This is a genomic window from Elusimicrobiota bacterium (assembly GCA_016180815.1).
In the GTDB taxonomy this organism is placed as follows: domain Bacteria; phylum Elusimicrobiota; class Elusimicrobia; order JACQPE01; family JACQPE01; genus JACPAN01.
The window spans coordinates 113,056-139,073 of record JACPAN010000003.1; the positions used below are offsets into that span (position 1 = coordinate 113,056).

27 protein-coding genes are annotated in these 26,018 nt (G+C 54.8%); 12 read left to right on the forward strand and 15 right to left on the reverse strand.

Going from position 1 to position 26,018, the window contains the following annotated elements:
• Nucleotides 1-5: 5 nt before the first annotated feature.
• The 5 genes from HYT79_01205 to HYT79_01225 are packed head-to-tail and all read right to left on the reverse strand — an operon-like array spanning nt 6 to nt 4,323.
• The gene (locus HYT79_01205; protein MBI2069193.1) at nt 6-740 is read right to left on the reverse strand and encodes an LssY C-terminal domain-containing protein; all 735 of its coding nucleotides are present in this window, start codon (nt 738-740) and stop codon (nt 6-8) included.
• A gap of 59 nt (nt 741-799) precedes the next feature.
• Nucleotides 800-1,798, reverse strand: coding sequence for a hypothetical protein (locus HYT79_01210; GenBank protein MBI2069194.1), 999 nt, complete (start codon nt 1,796-1,798; stop codon nt 800-802).
• Complete coding sequence (locus tag HYT79_01215) at nt 1,770-3,011, reverse strand: aspartate kinase (GenBank protein MBI2069195.1); 1,242 nt, start codon at nt 3,009-3,011, stop codon at nt 1,770-1,772. The genes HYT79_01210 and HYT79_01215 overlap by 29 nt, the downstream gene beginning before the upstream one ends.
• The gene (locus tag HYT79_01220) at nt 3,008-3,283 is read right to left on the reverse strand and encodes an ACT domain-containing protein (GenBank protein MBI2069196.1); all 276 of its coding nucleotides are present in this window, start codon (nt 3,281-3,283) and stop codon (nt 3,008-3,010) included. The genes HYT79_01215 and HYT79_01220 overlap by 4 nt, the downstream gene beginning before the upstream one ends.
• An 11-nt stretch (nt 3,284-3,294) precedes the next feature.
• The gene (locus tag HYT79_01225) at nt 3,295-4,323 is read right to left on the reverse strand and encodes a homoserine dehydrogenase (GenBank protein ID MBI2069197.1); all 1,029 of its coding nucleotides are present in this window, start codon (nt 4,321-4,323) and stop codon (nt 3,295-3,297) included.
• Between the two features lie 86 nt (nt 4,324-4,409).
• On the opposite strand from HYT79_01225, the gene HYT79_01230 reads away from it, so the two are divergent.
• The 10 genes from HYT79_01230 to uvrB all read left to right on the forward strand — a co-directional run bounded on the left by HYT79_01230 (nt 4,410) and on the right by uvrB (nt 15,173).
• Nucleotides 4,410-5,060, forward strand: a complete 651-nt coding sequence (locus HYT79_01230; GenBank protein ID MBI2069198.1) for a FecR domain-containing protein — start codon at nt 4,410-4,412, stop codon at nt 5,058-5,060.
• A gap of 28 nt (nt 5,061-5,088) precedes the next feature.
• Nucleotides 5,089-6,699, forward strand: a complete 1,611-nt coding sequence (locus HYT79_01235; protein ID MBI2069199.1) for a BamA/TamA family outer membrane protein — start codon at nt 5,089-5,091, stop codon at nt 6,697-6,699.
• 111 nt (nt 6,700-6,810) lie between these two features.
• The gene (locus HYT79_01240) at nt 6,811-7,194 is read left to right on the forward strand and encodes a response regulator (GenBank protein ID MBI2069200.1); all 384 of its coding nucleotides are present in this window, start codon (nt 6,811-6,813) and stop codon (nt 7,192-7,194) included.
• Nucleotides 7,195-7,201: 7 nt separating this feature from the next.
• Complete coding sequence (locus HYT79_01245; protein MBI2069201.1) at nt 7,202-7,636, forward strand: response regulator; 435 nt, start codon at nt 7,202-7,204, stop codon at nt 7,634-7,636.
• A 34-nt stretch (nt 7,637-7,670) separates the two neighbouring features.
• Nucleotides 7,671-8,819, forward strand: a complete 1,149-nt coding sequence (locus tag HYT79_01250; protein MBI2069202.1) for a UDP-N-acetylglucosamine--N-acetylmuramyl-(pentapeptide) pyrophosphoryl-undecaprenol N-acetylglucosamine transferase — start codon at nt 7,671-7,673, stop codon at nt 8,817-8,819.
• Between the two features lie 7 nt (nt 8,820-8,826).
• On the forward strand, nt 8,827-9,588 hold the full coding sequence (gene surE, locus HYT79_01255; GenBank protein ID MBI2069203.1) for a 5'/3'-nucleotidase SurE: 762 nt from the start codon (nt 8,827-8,829) through the stop codon (nt 9,586-9,588).
• A complete protein-coding gene (locus tag HYT79_01260; protein MBI2069204.1) occupies nt 9,589-10,338 on the forward strand; it encodes a hypothetical protein in 750 nt (249 codons plus the stop codon).
• Nucleotides 10,335-11,201, forward strand: coding sequence for a hypothetical protein (locus HYT79_01265; GenBank protein MBI2069205.1), 867 nt, complete (start codon nt 10,335-10,337; stop codon nt 11,199-11,201). The genes HYT79_01260 and HYT79_01265 overlap by 4 nt, the downstream gene beginning before the upstream one ends.
• Nucleotides 11,202-11,218: 17 nt before the next feature.
• Nucleotides 11,219-13,174 (forward strand): asparagine synthase (glutamine-hydrolyzing), encoded by a 1,956-nt coding sequence (gene asnB / locus HYT79_01270; GenBank protein MBI2069206.1) that lies wholly within the window; start codon nt 11,219-11,221, stop codon nt 13,172-13,174.
• Nucleotides 13,137-15,173, forward strand: coding sequence for an excinuclease ABC subunit UvrB (gene uvrB / locus HYT79_01275; protein ID MBI2069207.1), 2,037 nt, complete (start codon nt 13,137-13,139; stop codon nt 15,171-15,173). The genes asnB and uvrB overlap by 38 nt, the downstream gene beginning before the upstream one ends.
• On the opposite strand, the gene HYT79_01280 is transcribed toward uvrB, so the two are convergent.
• Nucleotides 15,160-15,687: a hypothetical protein gene (locus HYT79_01280; GenBank protein ID MBI2069208.1), complete on the reverse strand. Its 528-nt coding sequence runs from the start codon at nt 15,685-15,687 to the stop codon at nt 15,160-15,162. The genes uvrB and HYT79_01280 overlap by 14 nt on opposite strands.
• A gap of 57 nt (nt 15,688-15,744) precedes the next feature.
• Nucleotides 15,745-17,058 carry a dicarboxylate/amino acid:cation symporter gene (locus tag HYT79_01285; protein MBI2069209.1) on the reverse strand — a complete coding sequence of 438 codons (1,314 nt, stop codon included), beginning with the start codon at nt 17,056-17,058 and terminating at the stop codon, nt 15,745-15,747.
• 53 nt (nt 17,059-17,111) lie between these two features.
• On the opposite strand from HYT79_01285, the gene HYT79_01290 reads away from it, so the two are divergent.
• Together HYT79_01290 and HYT79_01295 are read left to right on the forward strand one after the other, a co-directional pair.
• Nucleotides 17,112-18,329, forward strand: a complete 1,218-nt coding sequence (locus HYT79_01290; GenBank protein ID MBI2069210.1) for a sugar transferase — start codon at nt 17,112-17,114, stop codon at nt 18,327-18,329.
• Nucleotides 18,330-18,334: 5 nt separating this feature from the next.
• Nucleotides 18,335-19,600 carry a glycosyltransferase family 39 protein gene (locus HYT79_01295; GenBank protein ID MBI2069211.1) on the forward strand — a complete coding sequence of 422 codons (1,266 nt, stop codon included), beginning with the start codon at nt 18,335-18,337 and terminating at the stop codon, nt 19,598-19,600.
• Here HYT79_01295 and HYT79_01300 read toward each other — a convergent pair.
• The 8 genes from HYT79_01300 to queC all read right to left on the reverse strand — a co-directional run bounded on the left by HYT79_01300 (nt 19,597) and on the right by queC (nt 25,887).
• A complete protein-coding gene (locus HYT79_01300; GenBank protein MBI2069212.1) occupies nt 19,597-20,985 on the reverse strand; it encodes an aldehyde dehydrogenase in 1,389 nt (462 codons plus the stop codon). The two genes, HYT79_01295 and HYT79_01300, sit on opposite strands and share 4 nt — an antisense overlap.
• A 41-nt stretch (nt 20,986-21,026) precedes the next feature.
• On the reverse strand, nt 21,027-21,281 hold the full coding sequence (locus HYT79_01305) for a type II toxin-antitoxin system RelE/ParE family toxin (protein ID MBI2069213.1): 255 nt from the start codon (nt 21,279-21,281) through the stop codon (nt 21,027-21,029).
• Nucleotides 21,282-21,285: 4 nt separating this feature from the next.
• Nucleotides 21,286-21,477, reverse strand: coding sequence for a type II toxin-antitoxin system Phd/YefM family antitoxin (locus HYT79_01310; protein ID MBI2069214.1), 192 nt, complete (start codon nt 21,475-21,477; stop codon nt 21,286-21,288).
• A gap of 89 nt (nt 21,478-21,566) precedes the next feature.
• Entirely contained in the window at nt 21,567-22,091 is a 525-nt protein-coding gene (locus tag HYT79_01315) for a hypothetical protein (protein ID MBI2069215.1), read from the reverse strand.
• An 86-nt stretch (nt 22,092-22,177) separates the two neighbouring features.
• Nucleotides 22,178-22,945 carry a glucose 1-dehydrogenase gene (locus tag HYT79_01320; GenBank protein ID MBI2069216.1) on the reverse strand — a complete coding sequence of 256 codons (768 nt, stop codon included), beginning with the start codon at nt 22,943-22,945 and terminating at the stop codon, nt 22,178-22,180.
• Nucleotides 22,946-22,947: 2 nt separating this feature from the next.
• A complete protein-coding gene (locus tag HYT79_01325; GenBank protein ID MBI2069217.1) occupies nt 22,948-24,393 on the reverse strand; it encodes a glutamine synthetase in 1,446 nt (481 codons plus the stop codon).
• A 43-nt stretch (nt 24,394-24,436) separates the two neighbouring features.
• Nucleotides 24,437-25,204: a 7-carboxy-7-deazaguanine synthase QueE gene (locus tag HYT79_01330; GenBank protein MBI2069218.1), complete on the reverse strand. Its 768-nt coding sequence runs from the start codon at nt 25,202-25,204 to the stop codon at nt 24,437-24,439.
• A complete protein-coding gene (gene queC, locus HYT79_01335) occupies nt 25,201-25,887 on the reverse strand; it encodes a 7-cyano-7-deazaguanine synthase QueC (GenBank protein MBI2069219.1) in 687 nt (228 codons plus the stop codon). Before queC ends, HYT79_01330 begins: the two co-directional genes overlap by 4 nt.
• Nucleotides 25,888-26,018: the final 131 nt, after the last annotated feature.

A 26,018-nucleotide genomic window follows, 5' to 3' on the forward strand; every position in this document is an offset into this window, starting at 1 on the left:
ATGGCTCAGTCTAGCGTTTTTGAAGATTCCGAGGGGTTTTTGAGCGTCACCAGCAAGATGCGTCCATCGTTAAAGAAAGGGTAGCCTTTATCGTTTTTGCCTTTGTTGGGAATATGCGCCATGGGACGCCATTCTAAAGATTCGACCCAGCGCGATCCTTTGAGCGTTCCAGCGATATGGTCGCGTTCCATGTTCATATCCGGGTCCGGCACATGGGAGAGATCATGCCAACGCACGCTTAAATCAAAATCTCCGTGGCCCCACCACAAATACCGTTGTTTTTGATCGATATGGGGCAATTTCCAAAGCCGGAAATGATGCCGCTTGGCGATGGGGGTGATGACCTGGGCCCAATTATGATCCTGGATGCGGCCGTTGAGCTTGTAAAGGTTCATGGGGGGAAATTTGGTCAGGCGTTCCCAGCGGACAATCTGGGCCAGGCCTTCTCGAATGGATTGCGGGATGGACAGGGCCAAGCGGGTCCAGCCCGCTTCCTCAAGAGCGCCGATGATCTGCTCTTCACTGCCGATGAACGCCATATTCCAGGCATTGCCGACCCGGCCCAGGCGTCCCGTATTGCGGGCCGGCAGCGTGGGCAATAGCCCGTCAAAGGAGGGGACCGCGCTGAGCGTTTCCACCGGAAAAGGTTCAGCCCTGGTCGGCCAAATGAAATCGCCGAAGAGCGCGGTCAACAGCGCTCCGGTTAAAATAATGCCGAAGCCGGCGGCGCGTTTGTTCATGATGGAAGAGATTATCTCAAATGCCCGCTGGGAACGGGTGCGGGGGCGAAACCGCGCTCTTAAAAACGAAGCAGGCATTGGGCCGTGAACGCGTCGTTGTCGATTTGTTTTTTTGGGTCTTCTTCGCGTCCGGCGTCGTATTGCACGCTCAGGCGGAAATCGTTGGAGAAGTAATAATGGATCGTGGCGCGCGTCGTCATTTGCCGGTCGTTCCTTGTCTGCCGGTCCGGATCATAGGATTCGAAACGGACGACGGGCCGCAAGCGCTGCAGCCATTCGAGCTTGCGATAGGCCTCCGGCGAAAAAATACCCAAAGCCGCGTCCATTTGGATGAACCAGCCGTCGCTGACTAAGGTTCCGTCCTGGCCCCTGTGGTATTCGGCGCGCAGGTTTTGGCCGGGCGGTCCCAGGCGCAGTTCGCCGCCGAAGCGATTGCGGAGCACGGGTCCCGCCGAATCCGCCTGATCGCCCAGATAAGCGTAGCCGCCCAGGGCGAATTCCCGCCATTCGCCGCCCAAGCGCCCGGCGAACGATTTTTTACCCGTATCATCCGCGGCATTAGGGCCGGCGCCGTTGACGGCAGCGGCTCCCAAGTGGAACATTTTCCAGCGGCCTTTGATTTTGGCGCCGATATCCGTTCCTTCGGGCTCCCGGTTAAACAGGCGCCGGGCGAAAAGAGCCGGTTCGGAAAAATCAAGATCAGGCAGAGCAGCCGTAATTTCACGGCTGACCGGAATGGAGATTTGTCCGGCTTCGATATCCCAGCGGGGGAAAACCTCATACTCTAAATAGGCGTGGCGCAGCCCTTCTTGTCGGCTGTGCAATTTATTCAACACCAAGCGGGCACGCATGGCGACTTTGGGGTGCGGCTTGTAGAGGGCATGAAGTAAGGTTTCGCCGACGGTGAAAGCATCCACGGCTCCAGTCGACGTGTCCGCCGTGTAACGGACGATCAAATGCCCGCCCCAATGAAGCGTGCCGGTTGAAATTTCTTGAGCCGAGGCGGCGCCGGCGAAGAGGCCCGCCGAGCTAAGAACGGCGGCCCAAATGAAACGCATCGTGAAGCGCGCGCAATGCCTCGGCCGCTTGATTGGCGTTGATGAGGCAGGCGATTTTAATGTCGGAATTGGCGATCATCTGAATGTTGATTTTGTGATCGGCCAGCGTTTGAAAAACTTTGGCGGCCAGGATGCTTTCGTTGCGCAGCCCGGTGCCCACGACCGAAACTTTGGCGCAGGATTCTTCAATCGCCACATGTTCGGCCCCCAGCATCCGGCAGGCGCGTTCCATGGCTTTGTGCGCTCTGGGGGCCACGCCGCGATTGACGGTGATGGAAATATCGTTGACGCCTTTTTCTCTGGCCGCGGATTGAACGATCATATCCACCGGGATATTCTCTTTAGCCAACTCGGCGAAGAGTTGGGCGGCCGCGCCCGGACGGTCCGGGACATTCTTGACGGTTAGTTTGGTCAGGTTCCGGTCCAGGGCCACGCCCGATACTTGGGCTTCTTCCATGCCCCTGCGTTTATTTTTGATATCCATAATCCAGGTTCCCTCCTCATTGGTAAACGAGCATTTGACGTGAATCGGAACGCCGAAGCGTTTGGCCACCTCGATGGAGCGCGGCTGCATCACCTGGGCCCCGGCCGAGGCCAGCTCAAGCATGGCGTCGTAGGAAATCCGGTGAATTTTTTTGGCGGTCGGCACCAGGCGCGGGTCCGCGGTATAGACGCCTTCGACGTCCGTATAAATCTCACACGCTTCGGCGTCAAACGCCGAGGCCAGGGCCACGGCCGTCAAATCCGACCCGCCGCGGCCGAGCGTGGTGATTTCCCCGTGGGGGTTGATCCCTTGAAAACCCGCGACCACGACCGCCTTATTTTCGCTTAATGCCCTGTTGATTTTTTCGGGTTGAATGCGGACGATTTTGGCCATGGTGTGCGTATTGGTGGCTAGGATGCCGGCTTGAGGGCCGGTCAGCGATACGGCGTCGACGCCCCGCGCCTTCAAGGCCATGGCGAACAGCGCGATGCCGACTTGTTCGCCGGTGGCCAAGAGCATATCCATTTCTCTGGAATCGGGATCGCGGGTCACGCTTTTGGCCAGATCGATCAATTCATCGGTCATTTCTCCCGGAGCGGAGACGACCACGATGACGCGCCGGCCGTGTTTTTTGGCGCGGGCGACTTTGGCGGCGGAGCTTAAAATTCGTTCGGGATTGGCGACCGAAGTGCCGCCGAATTTCATGACGAGAAGTTTTTTAGAGCTCATCCACGAATGCGCAAGAAACTTCGGCAGTCAATATCCCGGCGCAAGGACCGGAAGGAGGCCAACGCTTTTTGCACGGCGTCTTCACGGCCCGGGTGGGTGACGGCGACAATCGGCGCCCGGCCTTTTTCTTTGGGCAACCCGGCCAAAGCGTCTTGATAAATTTGGGCGATGGAAATACCGCAGCGTCCGAAAATGCCCGCGATTTTTGCCAGCACGCCCGGACGGTCGCCGGCGGCGAAGCGCAGATAATAAGAATAACGGGTTTGCCGCATGGCCAGAGCGGTCACCGCATCTGGGCCGGCAGTTGCATTTGAGCCGAAGAGAGGATCAATTGCCCTAAATCAACCAGATCGGAAAGCACTGAGCTGGCCGCGGGCAGGGCGCCGGCGCCTTTGCCTTGGAAATAAATCGTTCCGGCGGCATCGGTGGATACGGCAATGGCGTTGTATTCGTCGTCTACTGTAGCCATAGGGTCGGTGATGGGAATCAGGCAAGGATGGACGCGGGCGGATACGCGCGCGCCGGTGTTGATTTCGGCAATGCCCAGGAGCCTGGGCACCAGGGAAAGCCGGTTTTGCGCGAACAGAATATCCGTTAAATTCAGACGCTCGATCCCTTCGCGGTAAACGGTCGCAGGGGAGACCCAGCTTCCCGATGCCAGGGAGGCGAGTATGGAAAGTTTGTGCGCCGTATCCGCGCCGCTGGTGTCCAAGCTGGGGTCGGCTTCCGCAAAGCCCAGGCGCTGGGCCTGGGTGAGCGCCTCCTTATAGGGCATGGCGTCGCGCATCATGCGCGTTAAGATGTAATTGGTCGTGCCGTTTAAAATACCTTCGATCCGATGGATGCGCGAGGCGACCAGGCCTTCGCGGATGGAGCGGATGATGGGGATGCCGCTGGCCACCGCGGCCTCGAAGAAAAGATGGGCGTTATTTCTGCGGGCCGCGCCCAGGAGCTCCGGCCAGCAAGTGGCCAGCATCAATTTATTGGCGGTGATGACGTGGCGTCCGCTGCGCAGGGCTTCGAGCGTCAGGCGGCGGGCTTGCGTCAGGCCGCCCATCAACTCGATGACGATATCAACGCGGGGATCGCCAAGCAGCGGCTTGATATTGCGAGTGACGCGGGTTTCGGAAGGCAGCCGGAGATTTTTTATTTTTTTATCCGGGTGGCGGTCGCAAACCCAAAGAAACCTCAACTCAACGCCCAGCCGGCGCTCGAGCGCTGTTTTTTGTTTGATCAACAGTTGGCAGAAGCCGCGCCCCACATGGCCCAAGCCGACCAACGCCAAGCCAAGCGACTGTTTTGAGCGCTGCATGGACGCAGTTTATCAAAGCCCGAAATAGACATTTGTTGGGGCCCTGCTTGTTTTTGGAGAATTCCGGCACTAAGCTTAATCAGGGAGTGATTATGCGCGGGTTGTTGTGGTTTTTATTTTTATTGGCCGTGCCTGCTGTCTGGGCGGGTTCGCCGGCGAAATTGCAGGTGGCCAGGGGAACGGTTCATGTGCTGCGGGTCAATTCCACTTTGTGGCTGCCGATTGAAACCGGCATCGACGTTTTCGAGGGGGACAAAATCCGCGGCCAGGCCGATACCAGGGCCATGCTGTTTCTGCCCGACGGTTCAACCGCGGACATCGGGCCCTGGAGTCTGATTCACGTCGATTCGTTTTTATCGCAACAGCGAAGTTTTCGTTTGGAGATGGGCACCATCCGCAGCGTCATCGCCCATTTTTTAGGCGGTTTCCAAATCGTGACCCCGACCGCCGTCTGCGCCGTGCGTGGGACAGATTTTTCAGTTTCCGTCGATCCCGATTTAAAAGGCAAGACCACGGTCGAAGTTCACGGCGGGCAGGTCCATGTTCGCGACAATCAAGGGAAGACGACGTTATTGGCCGCAGGCGACAGCGTCGTCGTCCTGGCCCAAGGCATGCAGGAACCCCTGCGCGCTCCAAAACCCCCGCCGAACAAGCCTCTTCACGAGGGTTTTTCCAAAAAGACGTTTTATTTCTTAGGGATATTGGGCGCGGCGGTCGCCGCGATTTTGCTCCTGTAATAATTCCTATATTTGGCAAAATTGTTAATTGAGCCATCTGTTTTTATTCTTGTGGGCGGCGTCTGTCGGGGCGCAGGAACCTGCGCGCGTCGGCCAAATTGAGATTCAACGCATCGATGTTTTTGACACCGCTCATCCCGATGAAAACAGACCGCCGTATACTTGGGTCAACAAGCTCCATATCCTGACCAGAGAAAGCGTCGTGCGCCGGGAAATTTTGTTGGAACCCGGCGACACGTTTGATCCTTATCTTGTTGAAAATTCGGAGCGCAATTTGCGCGCCTATCCGTTCATTAAATCGGCTCAAATCGAGCCTTGGGATAGACCCGACGGAACCGTCGGCTTGATGGTCCGGGTTCAGGACACCTGGACGACCGATATCTCTCCGTCCATCGGATTCGCCGCCGGAGAGCAAAAGTTCGGCATGCTTCTTCGGGAAAGGAATTTTTTAGGCCGGGGCAAAACCCTTGAGACGAATTATAACGACGGTTTCGGCACGGTCAGCCGCGGCTTTTCTTACCGAGATCCCCGCGTTTGGGGCAGCCGGTTAAGCGCGCGCTTGTATCACTCAAATTCAAGCCAGGGTTATGACACGGAAGTCAGCCTGGCCCTGCCCGTTTATTCTTTGCTGACCCCGTATTCCACCGGCGTGCAGGGCCGTCATGGAACGACCGTTGATCCTATTTATAAGAGCGGCGAAGAGGTGGCGCGCATCCGCGAAGAGTACCGCGGTTATGAAGCCTTCGTCGGCCATCCCTTGACGGCCACCAGCCGCCGGGCGGTGCGCAGCACCTACGGTTACGCCTTTGTCGAGAACGTGTTCGGTTCATCCGTAACCGGATCGAGCTTCGCGCTCCCCGATGACCGCCGCTTGAGCATGATCAAGTGGACCGTGGATTACGAAGAGTCGGATTATTTTTCCGATAATCTCATCAATAAATTCGAGCTGATCGAAGACATTAATTTAGGCTGGCAGGCGCAGGCCAGGCTGGCCTATGCATCGCGCGATTTAGGCGCCTTGCGCAACGAGGTGCTGCCCCGGCTGACCGTGCGCAAGGGGCAGCGTTTGGGGCCGAGACAATTTTTGCTTGAAGGCGGCGGCGTTTATTTCATTTATGGCGATTCCCAATGGCGGCATGTGGTGGCTTCGGCGTACGGTTCCTATTACCGCAAAAGTTTTTTGATACCCAAAAACACCTTGGTCATCCACGGCGAAATAGCCAACGGCCTGCGCCTGCAGAGGGATTCACAGTTGATGTTGGGCGGCAATGCCGGTCTCAGAGGCTACCGGTTTAACGCCTTTACCGGCACCAGAAGTTTATTGTTTAACGCCGAGTCCCGGTTTTATGCGATTGAAGACTGGCTGCATATCGTTTCCATCGCCCCGATTCTTTTTTGGGACGCGGGCTATGTTTGGTCCGAAGGCGAGCAGCGCAAGGCTCGCGACTTAAAGCACAATGTGGGCTTGGGTTTGAGGCTCGGGTTCACGCGCAGCGCCACGGTGCCTGTCGTGCGCATGGATTTATCTTATGCGCCCAACAAAGAGGGCACGGTCGGAGGAGGGTGGGTTTTTTCAGCCGGGATTCACCACACGTTCGATTTCGCGGACAACGCTTTGCGCCGCGTCAGCCGCGATTAACGGTCCCTAAGGGGCGCCAATCCCCCACAAATCAAAAAAATTAACCCTGGCGAAGATAGGGGGGGTCTGTTAGATTTGTGATAGACAAACTTTTCTTGGAAAATCCAGGCGATGCCAAAAAAGATATTAGTAGTCGATGACGATCCCAACGCCCGAGAGCTCATCCGTTTGGTTCTTTCCAAATATGATTGCGAAGTGATGGAAGCGGCCAACGGCCAAGAGGGCCTCGATGTCGCTTTGAAAGAAAGACCCGGTCTGATCATCACCGATCACTTGATGCCCAATTTTACCGGCTACGAACTTTTCCAGCGCGTGCGGGCGGAGACCGCCATGAAGAAGACGCGCTTCATCATGGTGACGACCAAACATTTCGACAGCGAGTTTCCCGAGCTTTTGAAGCTGGAGGGTTGCGATTTCGTTTCTAAACCGTTCCATGTGGCTTCCTTGGTCGGCGCCATCGAACGGCTGCTCGGCCCCTTGCCTTTTAAGATATAAAGGTCTATTGCTTGACAAGCCCAAAGCCCGCTATCATAAAAGCGCCGTTATCCCCATGGCGACAAAAAAGATTTTGCTAGTCGACGACGACCCCAACTCCCGGGAGCTTTTGCGTTTGGCGCTGGGTCCTTACGAATGCCGGCTGTTCGAGGCTGCGGACGGAGCCGAGGCTTTGTCGATGGCCCAGCGCGAGCGGCCCGACCTGATCATCCTCGATCACATGATGCCTAAAATGACGGGTTATGAGCTGTTTCATAAAATCCGCGAAGACTCGACGTTATCGGCGACGCGTTTTATTATGGTGACCGTCAAGCATTTCGACAGCCAATTCCCCGAACGCCTGCGTCTGGAGGGCTGCGAATTCATCGCCAAACCTTATGATTTCTACGCTTTATATGCCCTGATCCAAAAAGTGCTCGGCCCGTTGGACCCAAGGCGCTGAGCGCATCCATTCCTGAACCGCTAGAATTCAGCCCATGAGCGCCCAGCGAAAAATTGTCTTGGCCGTGGGCCTGACCGGCGGGCACATTTATCCGGCTTTGGCTCTGGCCGAGGAGCTTCAAGAGCAGGGGTGGAGCTGTCTTTTTGTGGCGAGGGCGCAAAGCGAACTAGCCCGGCGCCTCCTGGAGGAAGGAGGCCATGCGGTTTTATCGTTGGACGCTTTGGGCTGGCCCCGAGGGTGGCGTTCCCTGGGCCGGATACCCATTTTTGCCGTTAAGCAAGCGCGTTCCTTTTTTTTGTGCCGGCGGGCTTTAAAGGATTGGAAGCCTGATGCGGTCGTAGGGTTCGGCAGCTATGTCTCGTTTCCCGTTCTTCTGGCGGCAAAAACATTGGGCTTAACGACGATTATTTTTGAGCCCAATGCTGTGATGGGCTTGGCGAATCGCGTTTTTGCGCCATTGGCGGATAAAATCGCTTTGGCCATGCCTGGGGCGCGGCATTCGGTTTCCGGCCCTAAATTTTTGTTTGTGGAGCCGCCGTTGCGGCGGCGTTTGAAAGAATCCATGTCCGTCGGTCCCGAAGAAGCCAGGCGGCGCTTGGGGCTGGAGCCCGGCCTGCCCTGCGTGCTTGTGTTCGGGGGAAGTCAAGGAGCTTATTCGCTCAACCAAGCCGCGATCGCAACGTTGAAAACCTTGCACGATGAAGGCCGTCGTTTTTCTTTTTTTCATGTGACCGGTTCTTCGGCGTTTGAACGAATGAGCCAAGCATACGCAGCCGATGGGCCGTTGGCCGGCTTGGGCCGCTGCGCCGGTTATTTCGACGAGATGGGTTTGGCCTATCGGGCCGCTGATTGCGTCGTGTCGCGCGCCGGAGCCATGACCTGCCTTGAATTGCTGTATTTTCAAAAGAAAGCCGTTTTGATCCCTTTGGCGGCGTCGACGGAATCTCATCAGCAGGAGAATGCGCGATGTCTCGAACGTTTGGGAATAGCTACAATCGTAAACGACGACGCCCGGCTTGAGGCCGGTCTGACGGAAGCCTTAAGACAGGCGCTGGGATCCGGCCGTCAGCCGTTTCCCCGGGGTTCCCGCGAACAATCCGCGGAATCGTTTCAGGCTGCGACGCTTGGGATGATTCCTTTGGCGAAGCTGGTCCGCGGGGAAGCGCGCATCGACAAAACTTAGAAACGATATGCCCAAACGAAAAATTTTAATTACCAACGACGACGGCATTTACGGTCCCGGGCTTAAGGCTTTGGAACGGGCCTTAGCCAAGTTTGCCGACGTTTTCGTCATTGTCCCGGATCAAGAGCGTTCCACGGCCAGCCACTCGTTGACCCTTCATAAACCCCTTAGGGTCCGCCAAATTTCAAAGCGAACGTATATTCTTAACGGAACGCCGGCGGATTGCGCCCGTTTCGGACTATTGCACCTGTTGAGCGGGCGCATGGACCTGGTGGTTTCGGGCATCAACAGCGGGCTGAATTTGGGCGAAGACGTTATTTATTCGGGAACCGTGGCCGCGGCTGTTGAGGCGACCATGATCGGCGTGCCCGCCATCGCGGTTTCAAGAACGCCGGAGGCAAATCCGGCCGCCTTTTCCGGCGCCGCTGAAATCGCGGCGCGCGTCGCCAAAGGCGTTCTGCGGCACGGGCTGCCCGAGGGGATCACTCTTAATGTGAACGTGCCTTCGGGGAAGAGAAACGGGACATCCGGGATCAAGGGGTGCCGCGTGACTCATTTGGGCCATCGTCTTTATGGAAAAAAAGTCACGATGCGCAGCGATCCCAGGGGCCACCGGTACTATTGGCTTTTGGCTAAAAACGTCCAGGGCGTGCCCACGCCCGGCAGTGATGTCGAAAGTTTTGAGCAAGGGTATGCGACGATTACGCCGATCGGCCTTGACTGGACCGCGGTCCAATATCTTGCCGATCTCAAGAAGTGGAAGATCTGAGTGGCTAAATTTTTTATTTTTGTTTTGGGGATCGTTTTGGCCGGCGTTCCTTTGTCCGGGGGGGAGTTGCAGGTTTCTTTCGGTCCGGCGAACTATGAAGTCGAGGGCGCCGGGCCCGGAGGCCATATTTGGGAGGAGAAACCCTCCTACGAAAACCGTCCTTATATGGAAGTGGAGTACCAGACTCGATTTCGGGAGAACCCCGTCGTTCACCAAACTTACAAAAAGTTCAAGTGGCAGTATTTGGACGGGCAGCGCCGCGCCATGAGCAATCAGCAGATCAGGCGCCGAGTGGAAACAATGAATGTGTCGGCCGGGTGGGGGTGGGTTTTTCCGACCGGACTTGGGTTTGAATTGGGCCCGATTCTATTGAGCCAACGGCATCGTTTGGATGATTTGGTCGGCGACGGGCGCCAATCTCATTCGACCGTTCGCTTGGGCACGTATTTTAGTTCCGTGTGGTTCGGCCATCGCGGCCCTTGGAAAGGAGAATTCGCCGGTTCAATCGGCGTGGCCGGATGGCCGGATCGCCAATCCGTCTATAGCGAGCTGATGCTGTCCTTGGCCCGTTCCTTGGGCGGCGGCCCTTGGTCTATGGGCGTCAAATATGGCGGCGTTTTTTGGCAGTTTAGCCGGGACGCCAATCTAACGGGCAATGTCGGCTCGTTTTCCGATGCCGTCGTTCTTTTTAAGAATACGGAAACGGACGCTAAATTATTAATGCTGAGCGTTTCACGGCGCATCAAATGAGCACAAAAGTCATGAAGGCGGTTTTGTTGACGGCGGCCGTTGTTTGGCGGCCGGCGGCTTTGAATGCGATGACCATACGCTTGGGGTGGCTGCCTGAAGGCAGGATGCGTTATGAGGCTTTTTCCGTCAATCCCAACCGGCGCCCGGATTACCTCAACAGCGAAATGTCGAAAAGTTTTTTTTGGGAAGCTCTTTGGAGGCACCCGGCTTATCCCGAGTTCGGCATCGATCTTCGAGCCGTTCAGTTCGGCAGGACGTTGGCTTTGGAGCGGGTCGGCAATTATCAGTCGGCGCCCATGCGTATTTCCGTCCAAGCGTGGCAACTGGTGGCTGAGCGGGATTTGGCCTCGGGTCCGAACGGATTTTTGGCCGGCATGGCCGGCATGGGAGTCGTCACCAATCAATTTGAACGGTCGCGTCATATCCTCATCAACGGCGTCGATGTCAGCTCCGAGGTCGGGCTCGATCCAAGCGGAACGCAGAGGAGCGGAATTCGCGTATCCATCGAAAATTTTGCTTTGCCGTTGGGCGCGCGCTGGCAGCAGTTCTGGAGCCCGTCGATGTATACAGAAACCGTGTTGAACTACTCATTTTTGATGGATTTGACGGACGTGTTCAGCGGTTCTTCGCCCTTCAGCGGCTGGGCGTCCCAGGCGCGCGTGATGCTTGGTTGGAAACTTGGCTCCTCGTGGGAGGTTTTTGGAGGAGGCATCGGTTATGTCAATCATATGGCCGCTCCTACGGGACAGGGGGGATTGCGGCTGAGGGGAGGCCCTCAGGCGCCTGAAGGCATTTACGTGTTATGGCAGGAGAATGAAGTGCGTATGTCCGCCGCTTTTCTGGGCGTTGGTTTTAGCTTTTGATTTGATGGACGATTTCCATGTGCGGCATCACCGGTTTTTTTAGGCTTCCGAACGCCCGGAGTTTTTTCGGCTCTCCTCAAGAGGCCGAGGCCTTGCTCAAGCGCATGACGAGCGCCATGACTCATCGCGGCCCTGACGACGACGGTTATCTCATCGACGGTCCGCTATGGATGGGGATGCGGCGCCTCAAAATTATCGATTTGGCCGGCGGCCGCCAGCCGATTTTCAATGAAGATGAAAGCGTGGGCGTTGTTTTCAACGGTGAAATTTACAATTACATCGAATTGCGCCGCGAGCTTGAAACCCGCGGCCACCGGTTTAAAACGAATTCCGACACGGAAGTCCTTGTCCATCTTTACGAGGAGCACGGCCTTGATTTTCCCGAGCGCTTGCGCGGCATGTTCGCCTTCGCCTTATGGGATCGAGGCAAGCAGCGCTTGGTTCTCGGCCGCGATCCGTTCGGCATCAAGCCGCTTTATTGGGGTATTTTCGACGGGTGGCTGGTGTTCGGTTCGGAAATCAAGGCCGTGCTTCCTTGCCCGGCCGTATTGACGGAAATAGATCCCTCGGCCGTCGACGATCACTTAACGCTGATGTATATCCCGACGCCGAAGACGATTTATAAACATCTCTTTAAATTGGAACCCGGATCATTGATGACCATCGACGCGCAGGGCCGCCGGGAAACCCATTCTTACTGGCGCGGGTTGCCGTCTCAAACGGGCCTCAACGGCGGGCTTTCGCATAACCTTCGCGAAACTCTTGACCGGCTGGAAGCGGTTCTTTCGGACTGCGTCCGGATCAGTTTAAGAAGCGACGTGCCCCTGGGCGTTTTTTTATCCGGCGGCCTTGATTCGGCGGCCATGGCTTATTTCGCCAAACAGCATAAACCGGATTTAAAAACATTCACCGTCTCCTTCGCCGAAGCCAGCTATGACGAGGGACAGGAGGCTCAGGCCATCGCCCGGCATTTAGGCACGGATCACACGGATATCCGTATGGAGTACCCGAAGGATTTGGCCGCCTACGCGTCCAACGTGCTGGCCGCCTTCGATGAACCGTTCGGCGATACCTCGGCTCTGCCGACGTACATGCTTTGCAAATTGGCGCGCCGGCATTTGACGGTGTGTTTATCCGGCGATGGAGGGGATGAGCTGTTCGGCGGTTACCCGACGTTTACCGCGACCAAGGTGATGCGTTACTACAGCCGCCTGCCCCGTGTTTTGACGGGGAAAATTATCCCATGGCTGGCCGGACGCCTGCCCACGAGTTTTGAGCGCGTGAGTTGGGACTATAAAATCAAACGGTTTGCCGGCCAGGCGCTCCTGGACGATTACCGCCAGGCGCATTTCGCCTGGCGCGGGGCGTTCAGTTGGCATGACCGGGCCGATCTTTACCAAGACTCATATTGGGCCGGTCTTTCTTCCCGGCGGCCGTATGATTCCGTGCTCGGGCGTTTTGATGAGGCCGCGGGCGCCCCGTTTATGGATCAATTGTTTTACGTGGATCGCACCAGTTATTTGCTCGATGAATTTTTGGTCAAAACCGATCGCATGAGCATGGCGCATTCGTTGGAAGTGCGGCCGCCGATGCTTGATACGTTGCTGGCCGAGATGGCCAATCAAATCCCGGCTCATTGGAAAGTGCGCGGTTTGACGACCAAATGGATTTTTCGCCGCTTGCTCAAGGGCAAGCTTCCTGATTCCATCCTTAAGCTTCCCAAAAAGGGATTCACTCCGCCGCTGGCCCATTGGTTGACGGACCCGGCTTTTCAGGGTTTCGTCCGGGAATCCGTCAATGCCGGGGCGTTGGCTTCGATGCGCGTCATCCGGCCCCAGGTCGTTGAGCGTCTGCTTGAAGAACATCGTCTCAACAGGGCGGATCATAGTCGTAAGCTTTGGGTTCTTCTGGGCTTGGGTCTTTTTGCCGAGCGCCATGCCAAACACGCCCTTCAAGCTCAAAAGCCGTTTTAAGCCGTCCGGCGATCAGCCGCAGGCCGTCAAAAAACTGTTGGCCGGGCTAAAAGCCGGTTGCCGCCATCAGGTTCTCTTGGGCGTGACCGGCAGCGGAAAAACGTTTACCGCAGCCAATGCCATCGCCCAATGGGGCCGGCCCGTCTTGGTCATCTCCCACAATAAAGTTCTGGCAGCCCAGCTTTACGCGGAGTTTAAAAGCTTTTTTCCGAACAACGCGGTGGAGTATTTCATTTCGTATTACGATTATTATCAGCCTGAAGCGTATATTCCCCAAACCGACACGTATATCGAGAAAGATGCGGCCATCAATGAGCATATCGAGCGTTTGAGGTTGAAGGCCACGTCGTCCTTGGTCAGCCGCAACGACGTGATTGTAGTGGCGTCGGTGTCTTCGATTTACAATATCGGCGATCCTCAGGACGTCCAGGATTTATGCCTGTACCTTGAAACCCGCGGTGAGCATGCCCGCGATCGTTTGACCGATGAGTTGATCCGTCTGCAGTATGAGCGCAATGAGCTTGATTTGGCGCCCGGGCGCTTTCGCGTGCGCGGCGGCCGGATCGAGATTTTTCCGCCTTATGCCGAGCATCCCGTGCGCGTGACTATGGACGGGGATCAGGTTTCATGCATCGAGGAAATCCATCGGGTGACCGGCGATGCCGTCGGCCGCAAGGTTTCCCTGCATGTGTACCCGGCCAAGCACTTCGTGACTCCGCCTTCGAGAATCCAGGCGGCGTTGACGACGATCGCCCAGGAACTCGAGGAGCGTTTAGCCCAGCTTCGTTCCCAGAATAAGCTTTTAGAGGCCCAGCGCCTGCAAAGCCGAACCAAATACGATATGGCCATGATGAAATCCATGGGTTTTTGCCACGGCATCGAAAATTACTCTAGGCATATTTCCGGGCGGGGCTCCGGCGAACGGCCGTTTTGTTTGTTGGATTATTTCTCCAAGGATTTTTTGATGCTCATCGATGAGAGCCATGTCACCCTACCCCAGGTGCGCGGCATGTATGAGGGCGACCGCTCAAGAAAAGAAATTTTGATCGAGCACGGTTTTCGCCTGCCGAGCGCGCTGGATAACCGGCCGCTGAAATTCAAGGAGTTTGAGAGCCTGTTGAATCAAGCGATTTACATCTCCGCCACCCCGGGACCTTACGAACTGTCGCTGGCCGGAGAATCCATCATCGAACAAATCGTGCGCCCGACCGGCTTAGTGGACCCTGATGTGCTGATTCATCCCATCAAAGGGCAAATGGACCATCTGTTGGGGGAAATCAACGAACGGGTGAAAACCAAGGAGCGCGTGTTGATCACCACCTTGACCAAACGCATGGCCGAGGACCTGAACGCCTATCTGGCAGGCAAAGGCTTGCGCGTGCGTTACCTGCATTCCGATATTCAATCCTTGGAGCGGATCAAAATTTTGAAAGATTTGCGCCTCGGCCATTTTGACGTTTTGGTGGGGGTCAACCTGCTGCGGGAGGGCCTTGATTTGCCTGAAGTATCCTTGGTGGCGATTTTAGACGCGGACAAAGAGGGATTTTTGCGCTCCGATACCACGATTATTCAAATCTGCGGCCGGGCCGCCCGGCATTTGAAGGGCAAGGTCATCATGTACGCCGATCAAATGACGGGCTCCATGAAACGCGCCTTGGATGAAATGGAACGCCGCCGTAAATTGCAAACCAGTTATAACGCAAAGAACAAAATTACGCCCCGGCAAATCGTCAAAAGCGTCGAAGACTTGGCGGAGTTCGGGGTTCAGGCTAAAATGCGCGGCTTAAGCCTGGTGAGGGAAGGGGTGGGCTGGCCCGAAGACAAGAAAAAAGCGCCTCAGTTGATTAAGGAATTGGAAGAGCAAATGAAAGAGGCGGCGGAACGGCTGGATTTTGAAGTGGCCGCGGCCCTGCGGGATCAGATTTTTGAGTTGAAGGCCATGCTGCCTAAGACGCCGGATAAGAAAAAAATCAGCCCGGGCCGGGCTAATCGGAGCTGACGCAGGCGCTGGGCCCGCGCCGCAGCGTGAGTATTTGCTTGCGCACTTTTTTGGACGCGGCCTCTGCGTATTCAATATTGCCGCTTAGATATTCAAGGCCGCCGTTGTTGATCGTGCCGGCGTGGTTGGCGACGGTTGTGATGCTTTCGCCGAAGAGGTTCCAGCAATATAAATTAACGTTAATGGATCCGTCTTCCGGAATCCTGTTTTTAGATGCCGCTATTTTATTGACGGCATTGCCGCAAGCATCATCGAATACCTGCGCCTTTGTTTCTAGTTCATCGGGGTCATCGATCGTCGTATGGTCTTCTTGGGCCGCGCGCAGGTTATCAATGATTTCATTAATGCTGGACCTGACCAGATTGCAAGCCGCCACAAGCCGGTCCTCTTCAACCTGAAGATCGTTTTTCGAAACTTCCGTGGAACGGCTCTCATCGGGATGGACAACCCGGGCTTTGGCCCAAGCGGTTTGATTGATCATGAAACACAGGCTCAACATGGCAAGTCTTCTCATAGCTTCTTAAGAGTAACAGCGAAATTTATTTTGCGCCAGGGGGGTGCGTGTTCGTTTTTAAATTTCCAGGCGGGCTGTTCGTAGCGGCCGCGGCCCGTCCAGGGAGATCGAAACCACCATATCGCTCAACACATTAACCACGGATCGGGCGCGCGCGATAATCCAATCAACGGTCAAAATGAGGGGGAGAAGTTCCGTCGGCAGGCCGACGGTGACCAGAACCAGGGAAAGGGACACAAAGCCCGCTTCCGGGACTCCGGCTACGCCCATGGCTGCAATGAGGCAGAAAAACGCCATCACCAATTGCTGGCCGAGGCCTAGATCAAGCCCATGCGCCTGGGCGATAAAAAGAGCGGCCATGGCTTCATAAAGGATAATGCCGTCATTGTTTAAATTCGTGCCCACGCAGGCGCCCAGCGCCGAGGACGCTTTATTGACGCCTAAGGAATCCAGCGCTTTGAGCGTCAGGGGCAACGTCGCCAGGCTTGAGTTGGCGCCAAAGGAATAAATCGCCGGTTCCTTGACGGTTTGCCAGAATCGTCTCAGGTTCATTCGCGCGTACAGGGAAATCCAGAGTTGATAGGTGCTCAGGCTGTGCAAGGTGAGCCCTAACAGCGCGACGCCCACGTAAACGCCCAGTCCTTTAAACGGGGCGAATCCATATTGCCCAACGGCCTTGGCCACCACGCCGAACACCGCCATCGGCGCCAAGAGAATAATCCACCCTAGAATAATTTCCATGAGGCGCTGCAGGGCGGCCATGGAATTTTCGATCATTTGATGGAAATTTTCGCCGAACCCTTTTTCCTCTGAACGCAGACGCCTGAGCCCGAAGCCGAGCAAAAGGGCGATGATGATGATGGGGATCACCGCGTTTTCAGCAAATGGCTGGATGAAATTGGCGGGGATATAGGAAGAAATCGTTTTCCAGATATCGATTTTTTGATTCACAATGGCGCCGTTGGCCGGCAGCCCCGTGGATGCGGCCGCGATCGAAGCCAAGTGGCGGCCGGGTTGAAGGAGATTGGAAAGCGCCAAACCGATGCCGAGCGCAATGCTTGCGTTGATGAGCGCGATGCCCGCCATTTTGGCTCCGCTTTTTAAATTGACGTCCGCTTTAAGCACGGCATTGACGATGGCGAAAAATAATAACGGCGTGGCCGCTGCTTTGATCAACTGGATGACGATTTTGCCCAATTCGCCCAAGGGGGATGCCTGCGGTCCCAGCGCCAAACCCAACAGGGAACCGGCGGCCATCGCCGCCATGATTTGCATGGACATGGGGATGCTTTTTTGTTTTTTGGTTTTCCGGCCTGCGGGAACCCCTAGCTCCAGAGGCGCATTTGTTCCCATCCGGGATGTTGCAGGCACACTGAATTTAAGCATAGGGGCAAGCCGGATGCCAGGCTGGTATAATCAAAACCATGCTTCCGTCGAGAAAGTATTGGGTTGTTTTAGCGGGCGACGCTGCCGCCATATTCTTTTCTTTTTTCTGGGTTACCCTTTTGCGGCGATGGTCGGAAGCCGTGGCCGTACCCGATTTTTTGCTGAACCATTTTCTGTTGTTTTCCGCCTTGACTGTCTGTTGGCTGTGGCTGTTTCATTTGTGCGGGCTTTATGAGATGCGCCAGCTGCGCCGCCATGATGAGGGTATTTTGGCGGTCGGCATCGTGACCGCCGTGCTGTTGACTTCCCTGGCCCTGTTTTTTATTTCAGGAATTTTCAATATCCCCGCGCCGAAAACCATTCTTGTTCTGGGGGCGCTGATGTCCGGCGCCTTAATTCATTATTGGCGCCTGTATTTAAGGAAACGTTGGAATAACGAAGCGGGCAGCGAGGAGCCGGCGGCGGATCAACCCGTTGTTTTTGACCGGCGGCTGCTGGCGGCGCCCGGCGTCGACGGCTATCATGAATCGTTGAAAAACGCCGTGTTGGCGGGCCGCAATGTTTTCAGCTCTTTTTCTTATCAAGCGATTGAATCCGGCAAAATCCCGGTGGATGAAATGACAGCCGAGTGGCTGGTGGAGCGGGTCTGTTCGCCGACGAGCGCGCGGACGTTTTACGGAGTGATCAAGAGAGCCTCGGATATTTTCCTGACCTTTTTTCTATTGAGCCAGGTGGCCTTGACCGCTGTCGTGGTCGCTTGCTGGGTGCGCTTTGTTCTGGGGCCCGGCATTTTTTATCGTCAGGAGCGCGTGGGCTTGGGCGGCAGGCGTTTCACGATCTGGAAATTCAGGACCATGAAACGGGTTGATGAGCTGCCGCCCGGCAAAGCGCTGACGCTCGAGGATGATCCGCGCGTGCCAAAATCCTTGCGCTGGGTGCGCCGGATGCATATGGATGAATTGCCTCAACTGATCAACGTTTTAAAGGGTGAAATGTCGCTGGTGGGTCCGCGTCCGGAGCAGTCCCCGATCACCGAGGAACTCGAAAAGGCCATTCCCTATTATTGGGTTCGCCACAGCACGCCCCCGGGTTTGACCGGCTGGGCTCAGATTAATATGGGTTATGCGGGTAATCTCGACGACGCCAAAGAGCGTTTCGCTTACGATCTGTACTATTTGGCCAACAGAAATTTTTGGCTTGATTTATCCATTCTGGTTCGAACGCTCAAAAACGTGATTTTCGCAAGCGGCCGCTGATTTTTTTGGCTCAAAAATTTCAAACCGTTCGGCTGGCGGTCTTGTTCGCCTACGCCGCCGGTCTTTTGTCCATCGGCTTGAGCAAAGACTGGCGGTTGATCCATGAGGACAACGGCGCTTTTTATACCACCGTCGCTTTAAGCCATCTAAGGTTGGGTTTGGGCGAAACGCGAGCCCATGATTTTTTGGTGGAGAGGGACGCGGGCCGAAAAATTGCGTACGGGCATCATCCGCCGGGGATCGGGTTGATTTTAGCGGGCGCCTTTAAATTAACCGGTTCGGATGATCCTGCCGTGGCCCGAGGCGCGGCCATTGTCTTTCATCTGGGCAGTTTGGCGATCATGGTCGCGCTTGTTCGATCGTTGCTTGGCTTTGCTGCGGCGCTTTGGGCCGGTTTTTTCATGGCGACTTTGCCCATGGGCGCTTTTTTCGGGCGCATGCCCGGCTATGAGCCGTTCGGGCTTTTTGCGGTGATGCTTCAGCTGTTCTCCTGGAGCCGGTACCGAGGAACGGGGTCGGCAAAATTTTTGGGATTTTTGTTTCTCGGGGTCATCCTGGGGGGGTTGATTGATTGGGCGCCTCTTTTCTTTAGTTTGGGTCTTTTTCTGTTTGAATGCCGGCAGTTGATTCGCGGCCGCGGCCATGGGCCGCTTGTCCTGGTGTTGGGCGTATCCGGGATCGGGATTTTTGCTTTGAACATTGTCCATCTTTATTGGGCTCAGGGCGGTTCATTGGAGACGTTTCTTCGGGTGCTTGGCCGAAATAAAATTATTGCGCACAGCAAGTTCAACATTGCCGAGTTTGCGTTGAGTCAAATCGAGCGTTTCCGTCGGTACTTTTCCCATGCAGGACTTCTGGCTGTTTTGTGTTCGGCTTGGGCTTTGACGCGTCCCCATTCGCGGGTATCTCGATGGCTGGGCATGACGGCCGCGTCCGATACATGGCGCGCTTTAATGGCGGTTTCCGGCTTGGCGGCTTTAGCCTATGTTTGCGCGGCGCCCAAATGGGCCAAGGTGCATCATTTTTGGCAGTTTTATTTTTTGCCTTATACCGTTTGTTCCCTGGTTTTTTTCTGGCCGGCACTTCAACAATGGATCAACAAAAAAGGCCGGGCTCAATGGTGGCCCCTGGCGGCCTTATTTTGGATTGAGCTGGGGGCCAGTTCGGCGTATACGCTTTACGCCCGGCACACGCGTCCTTCGGCCTACACCCTTAACGCCGTGGGAGAATTTCGCGCGAATTATCTGCTTCCTTCTTCTCTAAGCCGCTAAATTTCGCTGAAAAAAACGGCCTTTGTTTCCGAATAGCCATCCAGCGCTTTCATGCCGAGCTCCCGGCCCAAGCCGCTTTGCTTGTAGCCGCCGAAGGGAGACTCAAGGAAAACGCTGCTGGAGGAATTAACGGAGAGGACTCCTGTTTTAACCGCTTTGGCTACGCGAATGGCCCGGCCTAAGTCTCTTGTCCACAGAGAGCCCGATAGGCCGTACATGGTGTCATTGGCCAGGGTCACAGCCTCTTCTTCGTTGCTAAACGGCAAAACAGCGACGACAGGGCCGAAAATTTCCTCTTGCACGATGGTCATTTTGGGTTTGGCGTCCGCGAACACGGCCGGCAGGATGTAATACCCTTTGGTTTTGCCGTTGCCGGCGGCGGGGATGGTTCCGCCGCAGCAGAGTTTGGCCTTTTCTTTTTGTCCGGCGGCCACATAATTTAAAACCGTCTGACGCTGGGCTGCCGATATCATGGGCCCGACTTCGGTTTTTTCATCCAATGGGTCGCCGACTTTGATGGCTTTGCTGCGTTTGACCAAAGCGTCTAAAAAGCGGTCATAGATTTTTTTGTGGATGATGAAGCGGCTGCGCGCGCAGCAATCCTGCCCGCAATTGGAAAAGACCGAAAAAACGGAGCCGTTAACCACGGTTTCGACGTCCACGTCGTCGAAAACAATATTGGGGGATTTGCCGCCCAACTCCAGGGACACGCGTTTAAGCGTTCCGGCGGCGATGCGAAGAATTTCTTTTCCGGTTTCCGTTTCGCCCGTTAAAGAAATTTTGGCGACTTTAGGGTGGCTGACCAAGCGATGGCCGACTGTTCGGCCCGGGCCGACGAGAACATGAACCACGCCTTCGGGCACCCCGGCCTTAAGGCAGATTTTGCCCAATTCAATAGCCGTCAACGGGGTCCAGGACGCAGGTTTTAAAACAATGGTATTGCCGCAAGCCAACGCCGGGGCGAGTTTCCAACAGGCAATGACCAGGGGATAATTCCACGGCACAATTAACGCGCACACGCCGATTGGTTCTTTGAGCGTCACGGAGAGGCCTTTGGCTGCGACCGGATTGACCTCGCCGTAGAACTTGGTGACGGCCCCGCCGTAATATTCAAAGCAATTGGCGGCTAAATCCACCTCATCGCGCGAATCCCGGATAGGCTTTCCGGTGTTGCCGGTCTCAAGCTGAGCCAAAGCCTCTTTATTTTTTCTGATTTCTTCGGCGATGCGAAATAGGATTTTTCCCCGTTCGCGAGGGGATAATTTGGACCAAGGGCCCGATAAAGCGCGCTCGGCGGCTTCAACCGCCGCGTCCACCTGTTTTTCATCGGCCGGTTGAAGATGGGCGATGATTCTTTCGGTCGCCGGATTGATGACCTCGATAATTTGTTCTTTGTTTTTTGTTTGCATTTTAAGCCTCGGTTTTTTCATCGGTAAGCTTCTTTGCGATGTTTAATGCGGTAAATTAGCACAGTTTTTGAGCGGTCATCGATTTCATAAAGGATTCGGTAATCGCTGATTCGTAACCTCCAGTTGCGAATCTCACTCTTCAATTTTTTTGAGCCTGCCGGCCTAGGATTATGTTCGAGATTTACGATTGCCTTGATCGCTGCCTCACGGATATGACCGGGCAAACCATCTAAATCTTTTTCGGCTTTTCGTTCAAGAAAGACGCGGTGCAACTATTTAGGATTTTCTTTTGGCGAGATAATCGTCGAAGCTTCTAAAGCGTAATTTTTTCTTTTTGAGTCGCGCGACTTCTTGAATGTCCTCGGAATCTTCAATTTGTTCAAGCAAATGAAGATAATCTTTGATTCCAAGAATCACGGCCACCGGTTTTCCACCGCGAATGATAAATTCCATCGATTCTTTATTCATTGCTTAATAGTCTAACAGATGTCGCAAGCCTATTGAAGGCACCATGATTTTTTCTATAGGTGTCATTTTAAATCGTTTTGAGGTTAAGGTCATTGTTCAAATTCTCTATCTTTGAACCAATTTAAAAGCGCTTTTTCCGGCGAAGCCAGTTTTTCTTTTTTTAAGCGGGATTCCAGGGGATCAAAGATGGTTTTTGTTTTGTCTTTGCCTATTTTGCGAAGCAAAGCATCCAATGTGTCAAGTTCCCCGGCATTATGAAGCCTAAGCATTTCCTCTAAAATTTCATCGTCATTTAAATGTTTGATATCAATCTCACTTTTGCCTGGCCCAACGTAAGCTGACCCTCCATAACTTACAAGAGTGCCGTAGACCATTGTGTCAACCCGTGTTGCAATCGGCAGATAGCAAAATGGGAAACAAATCAGGCGGCGATCGACATATACATTGCTTAAGGTACTTGCGCGGCGAAATTGGAGAGCATCCTCGACGGCAGCTCGAAGAGAATCATTTCCCAGCGGTCCTATCCCGAGTATGTAGTAAGCACTGGAGCTTCCGGACGCAACATCAACGGGCTGTTCAAATTTTGAACCGACAGCATTGGTTGAGACAGTCATTGGAAGATACTGTACGCAGCCGGTCATTATCATGAGAGGACCAGTTGCTGATATGCGAATAATATATTTGAGTTTTGACAGCATCGCTAAAAATAATTCGACGTGATGCCGCCGTCGATGGTGATGGCGGCGCCGTTGGTCCATGTCGATTCGTCGGAGGCTAAGTAGAGGGCCGCGTGCACAATGTCTTCGGGCTTGCCGAAGCGGCCCATGGGGATGCGGTTCAAGCGTTTGGCTTTTTCCGCCGGTTCTTTAAATAGCCATTCCATCAAGAGAGGCGTTTCAATGGGGCCCGGGCAAATGGCGTTGCTTCGAATGCCTTTGGGCCCGAATTGCACGGCTAAGGATTTGGTCAGGGCAATCACCCCGCCTTTGCTGGCGGTATAAGCATCCTGGGGCACGGAGCAGCCCACTAAAGCCACAAATGAGGCGACATTGACGATGGAGCCGCCTTTATTCTCCAAGAGATGAGGGATTCCGTATTTGCATATCAGGTAAATGCCTTTTAAGTTGACATCCTGAGTTTGATCCCAAATCTCAGGATCGGTATCCGTCACTGAATGATCTTTTTCCAGGAAAATGCCGGCGTTGTTGTAGAGAACGTCGAGTTTGCCGAAGGCTTTGACCCCGGCTTTGATCGCGCGTTCCACATCCTGGGCTTTAGCCACGTCGCAATGCTCATAAACCGCCTGCCCGCCGCTTGATTTGATTTCAGCCGCCACCTCGGCCCCGGCCTTATCATTGAGGTCTAAGGCGATGATGTTGGCGCCTTCTTTGGCGAAGATGCGGCAGGCGACTTTGCCCATACCCGAAGCTGCGCCGGTGATTAAGCAGACTTTATTTTTAAGACGCATGGTTAAATCCTTTCGAAATAGCGCTCGCGTTCCCAGCAGGTGACCGTGCGCTCAAAAGCCGCCAGTTCCAGGCGCGCTGCATGCAGGTAATGCTCGATCACGCCTTCGCCCAAGGCTTGTTTGGCGACCTTGCTTTTTTCGAGCGCAGCAATGGCCTCATGTAGGCTTTTGGGGACTTCGGGGACGCCTTTGCTTTCATAGGCATTGGTTTTTGTTTCCGCCGGCGGTTCGATTTTATGTTCAATGCCGTAGATTCCGGCGGCGATAGTTGCGGCAAAAGCCAGGTAGGGATTGGCGTCCGCGCCCGGTATGCGGTTTTCAACCCGGTAGCTGGGGCCATGGCCCACGATGCGAAAGCCGCAAGTCCGATTGTCATGCCCCCAGGCAATGCGCGTGGGCGCGAATGTGCCGGCCTGATAGCGTTTGTAGGAATTGACGCTGGGAGCGAAGAACAGAGCGAATTCCCTGGCCAAAGCCATTTGTCCGCCCAGCCACCAACGGAAGGTTTTGGTTGGGCTTTGGCCTTCCCAAAATTTGGATTTTTTACCGGTGATATCCCAAAGCGAAGAGTGAAGGTGGAAACTGGAGCCTGCCAAGCGGCTGTCGTATTTGGCCATGAAGGTCAGGCAAAGATTTTTGGACATGGCGATTTCCTTGGCCCCGTGCTTGTACACGGTGTGCCGGTCGGCCATTTCCAGGGCATCGGCATAGCGCAAATTAATTTCATGCTGGCCCGGCCCCCATTCGCCTTTGGAGAACTCAACCGGCACTCCGGCCGGTTCCATCAAATTGCGGATATCCCGGTTGACGGGTTCTTCTTTGGTGCCTTGCAGGATATGGTAGTCCTCGATATAAGAGCCGAATGTCGCCAGGTCATGAAATTTTTTTGCTTGGGCCGTTTCATAGGTTTCTTTGAATAGATAAAACTCCAGCTCCGAGGCTGTTTTCGCGCGCAAGCCAAGTCCGCTTAAGCGTTCGATTTGGCGTTTTAAAATTTGGCGCGGAGCCACCTCAATGGGTTTGCCGGCCTCTGTGTTCAAATCACAGATCACCAGCCCTGTTTTCGGCAGCCAAGGAAGAACCCTGGCCGTTGTCCAATCCGGAACCAGGTGAAAGTCCTGATACCCTTGGCTCCAACTGGTGAGATTGAAGCCGGGGAGAGGCTCCATCTCCATGTCCGCGGTGAGCAAGTAAGCGCAGGCATGCACGCCGGAGTCCGCTGCCTGATCCAAGAAATAAGGCGCGGTCACGCGCTTGCCCATCCAGCGGCCTTGCATATCCGGAAAGACCATTAAAATTGTGTCGATTTCCCCTGTTTCCGCCAGACGCGCAAGGCCGGTCTGGCCCAGAAGCGATGAGCCTGTCAGCGGCCCGTCTTTAAGGATAGGACTGGGTTTATGATTGCCTGACGTCGCGGCGTTTTGTGAATGTTTGGTGCGGGTTGACATTGAAGCCTCCAAGATTCGACGCTTAAATGGTTATCTTAGGAAACTAAGGCAATTTCCAGAAGGGGTGATATTGGGGGATGAGCCGGATGGGCTGGGTCAATTCATCCCAGGCTAAATTCAGGAAATTTTTTAGCTGCGTCTGATTCGGAGGCCGGCAGCCGTTTCTCGGGGTGACCGGCTGAAGGGCCACCAGGGGAATTTGAGGGAAATTTTTCAGCAGGCTGCAGGCGGAAGAAAACTCATCCAAAGCCGTTCTTTGCGTAAGGACGATTTTGACCGTTGTTTTTTCAGGGGCGACGCAAAGAAAACGCTCATGGCGGGTTAACCAATTTCCATAAGGAAAATTGGGTCTCCAAGCCGGGTCCATAGAAGAAGGCAGTTTAATATCCATGGAAATGAGGTCCATTCGGCTGTGAACGCATTTGAGCGCCTCATCCAAAACTCCGCCTGTTTCCAGGTACAGTTTGAACCCCCGGCTTTTAAGTAAAGGGCAGAGTTTTTCAAGCAGGGGGATTTGAAGCAGGGGTTCTCCTCCGGTGAGGCTGATCCACGTTGAAGCCGGCGAGGCAGTCAGTTGATGGATTTGATGTGAAATTTCTTCCAGATCGGTCTCGATGCCGGTATTCATGTCCAAGGTGTCCGGCTCATCGCACCAGATACAGCGCAAATTGCACCCGCCGAAACGGACAAAAATCATGGGCGTGCCCAGGAACAACCCTTCGCCTTGAATCGAGGCAAAAATTTCAACGACCCGCGCTTTTGCCGTGAGGGTAGAGATTGAATCGGGCCTGGGAATGGTTAATGTCGTCATTTAACGTTGACATCAATGAGGGGGTCAATTAAACCCGCTTCGCGGAACCCTTTGGCGCGCAGTTTGCAGGAATCGCATCGTCGGCAAGGCCGCCGGCCTCCGGCATAACAGGACCAAGTCCGTTCCCAAGGCACGCGCAAATCAGCGCCTAATCGGGCGATTTGGGCTTTGGACAGCCCGATTAAGGGCGTCAGGATTTGAATGGTTTGACCATTATTGCCCCGTTTCGTTCCTAATTGGGCCGCGCGGCGCATGGCCCTGTAATATTCGGGACGGCAATCAGGGTATCCTGAGTAATCAAGGGCATTGGGCCCTAAAACAACGGCTTCGGCGTCCAGAGCATCGGCCGCTGAAATGGCATAGGCCAAAAACAATGTATTTCTGCCGGGAACATAAGTGGAGGGGATTCCATTTTTTCCGATTTTTGTCATGGAATGCGCGGGAAGCTTGAGCGTTGAATCCAGCAGGCTGGAGCCGCCGGTCCAAGGCAACTTGATGGGGATAACGGCGCATGCGGCTTTGGCGGCGCGGGCTAAGGCCCGAGCGAAATGAATTTCTTTTTTGTGGCGTTGGCCGTAATCAAAAATCAAACAATGGCATCGATATCCTTTGTTTTTGGCCCAATAAAGAGCCGCGGCGGAATCCATGCCGCCGGAGAGCAGAACAATGGCTTTCTTAGGCATTGAGGACATTATTATACCGTCGGACAGAACGCTTAGGGTCTGTTAAGGAATTAATGATCAATTTGCCGGGGCAATTTTGGAGCGAGGCAAGGCGCCGCGAGGCGCGGCGTGCCCACAGGGCACGTAAGCCT

Coding starts and splice junctions, on each gene's coding strand:
- HYT79_01320 (MBI2069216.1), bottom strand. CDS start 22,945: ATGCGTCTTAAAAATAAAGTCTGCTTAATCACCGGCGCAGCTTCGGGT.
- HYT79_01205 (MBI2069193.1), bottom strand. CDS start 740: ATGAACAAACGCGCCGCCGGCTTCGGCATTATTTTAACCGGAGCGCTG.
- HYT79_01240 (MBI2069200.1), top strand. CDS start 6,811: ATGCCAAAAAAGATATTAGTAGTCGATGACGATCCCAACGCCCGAGAG.
- HYT79_01250 (MBI2069202.1), top strand. CDS start 7,671: ATGAGCGCCCAGCGAAAAATTGTCTTGGCCGTGGGCCTGACCGGCGGG.
- asnB (MBI2069206.1), top strand. CDS start 11,219: ATGTGCGGCATCACCGGTTTTTTTAGGCTTCCGAACGCCCGGAGTTTT.
- HYT79_01225 (MBI2069197.1), bottom strand. CDS start 4,323: ATGCAGCGCTCAAAACAGTCGCTTGGCTTGGCGTTGGTCGGCTTGGGC.
- HYT79_01220 (MBI2069196.1), bottom strand. CDS start 3,283: ATGCGGCAAACCCGTTATTCTTATTATCTGCGCTTCGCCGCCGGCGAC.
- HYT79_01210 (MBI2069194.1), bottom strand. CDS start 1,798: ATGCGTTTCATTTGGGCCGCCGTTCTTAGCTCGGCGGGCCTCTTCGCC.
- HYT79_01315 (MBI2069215.1), bottom strand. CDS start 22,091: ATGACTGTCTCAACCAATGCTGTCGGTTCAAAATTTGAACAGCCCGTT.
- HYT79_01280 (MBI2069208.1), bottom strand. CDS start 15,687: ATGAGAAGACTTGCCATGTTGAGCCTGTGTTTCATGATCAATCAAACC.
- surE (MBI2069203.1), top strand. CDS start 8,827: ATGCCCAAACGAAAAATTTTAATTACCAACGACGACGGCATTTACGGT.
- queC (MBI2069219.1), bottom strand. CDS start 25,887: ATGCCTAAGAAAGCCATTGTTCTGCTCTCCGGCGGCATGGATTCCGCC.
- HYT79_01325 (MBI2069217.1), bottom strand. CDS start 24,393: ATGTCAACCCGCACCAAACATTCACAAAACGCCGCGACGTCAGGCAAT.
- HYT79_01330 (MBI2069218.1), bottom strand. CDS start 25,204: ATGACGACATTAACCATTCCCAGGCCCGATTCAATCTCTACCCTCACG.
- HYT79_01310 (MBI2069214.1), bottom strand. CDS start 21,477: ATGAATAAAGAATCGATGGAATTTATCATTCGCGGTGGAAAACCGGTG.
- HYT79_01265 (MBI2069205.1), top strand. CDS start 10,335: ATGAGCACAAAAGTCATGAAGGCGGTTTTGTTGACGGCGGCCGTTGTT.
- uvrB (MBI2069207.1), top strand. CDS start 13,137: ATGCCAAACACGCCCTTCAAGCTCAAAAGCCGTTTTAAGCCGTCCGGC.
- HYT79_01290 (MBI2069210.1), top strand. CDS start 17,112: ATGCTTCCGTCGAGAAAGTATTGGGTTGTTTTAGCGGGCGACGCTGCC.
- HYT79_01215 (MBI2069195.1), bottom strand. CDS start 3,011: ATGAGCTCTAAAAAACTTCTCGTCATGAAATTCGGCGGCACTTCGGTC.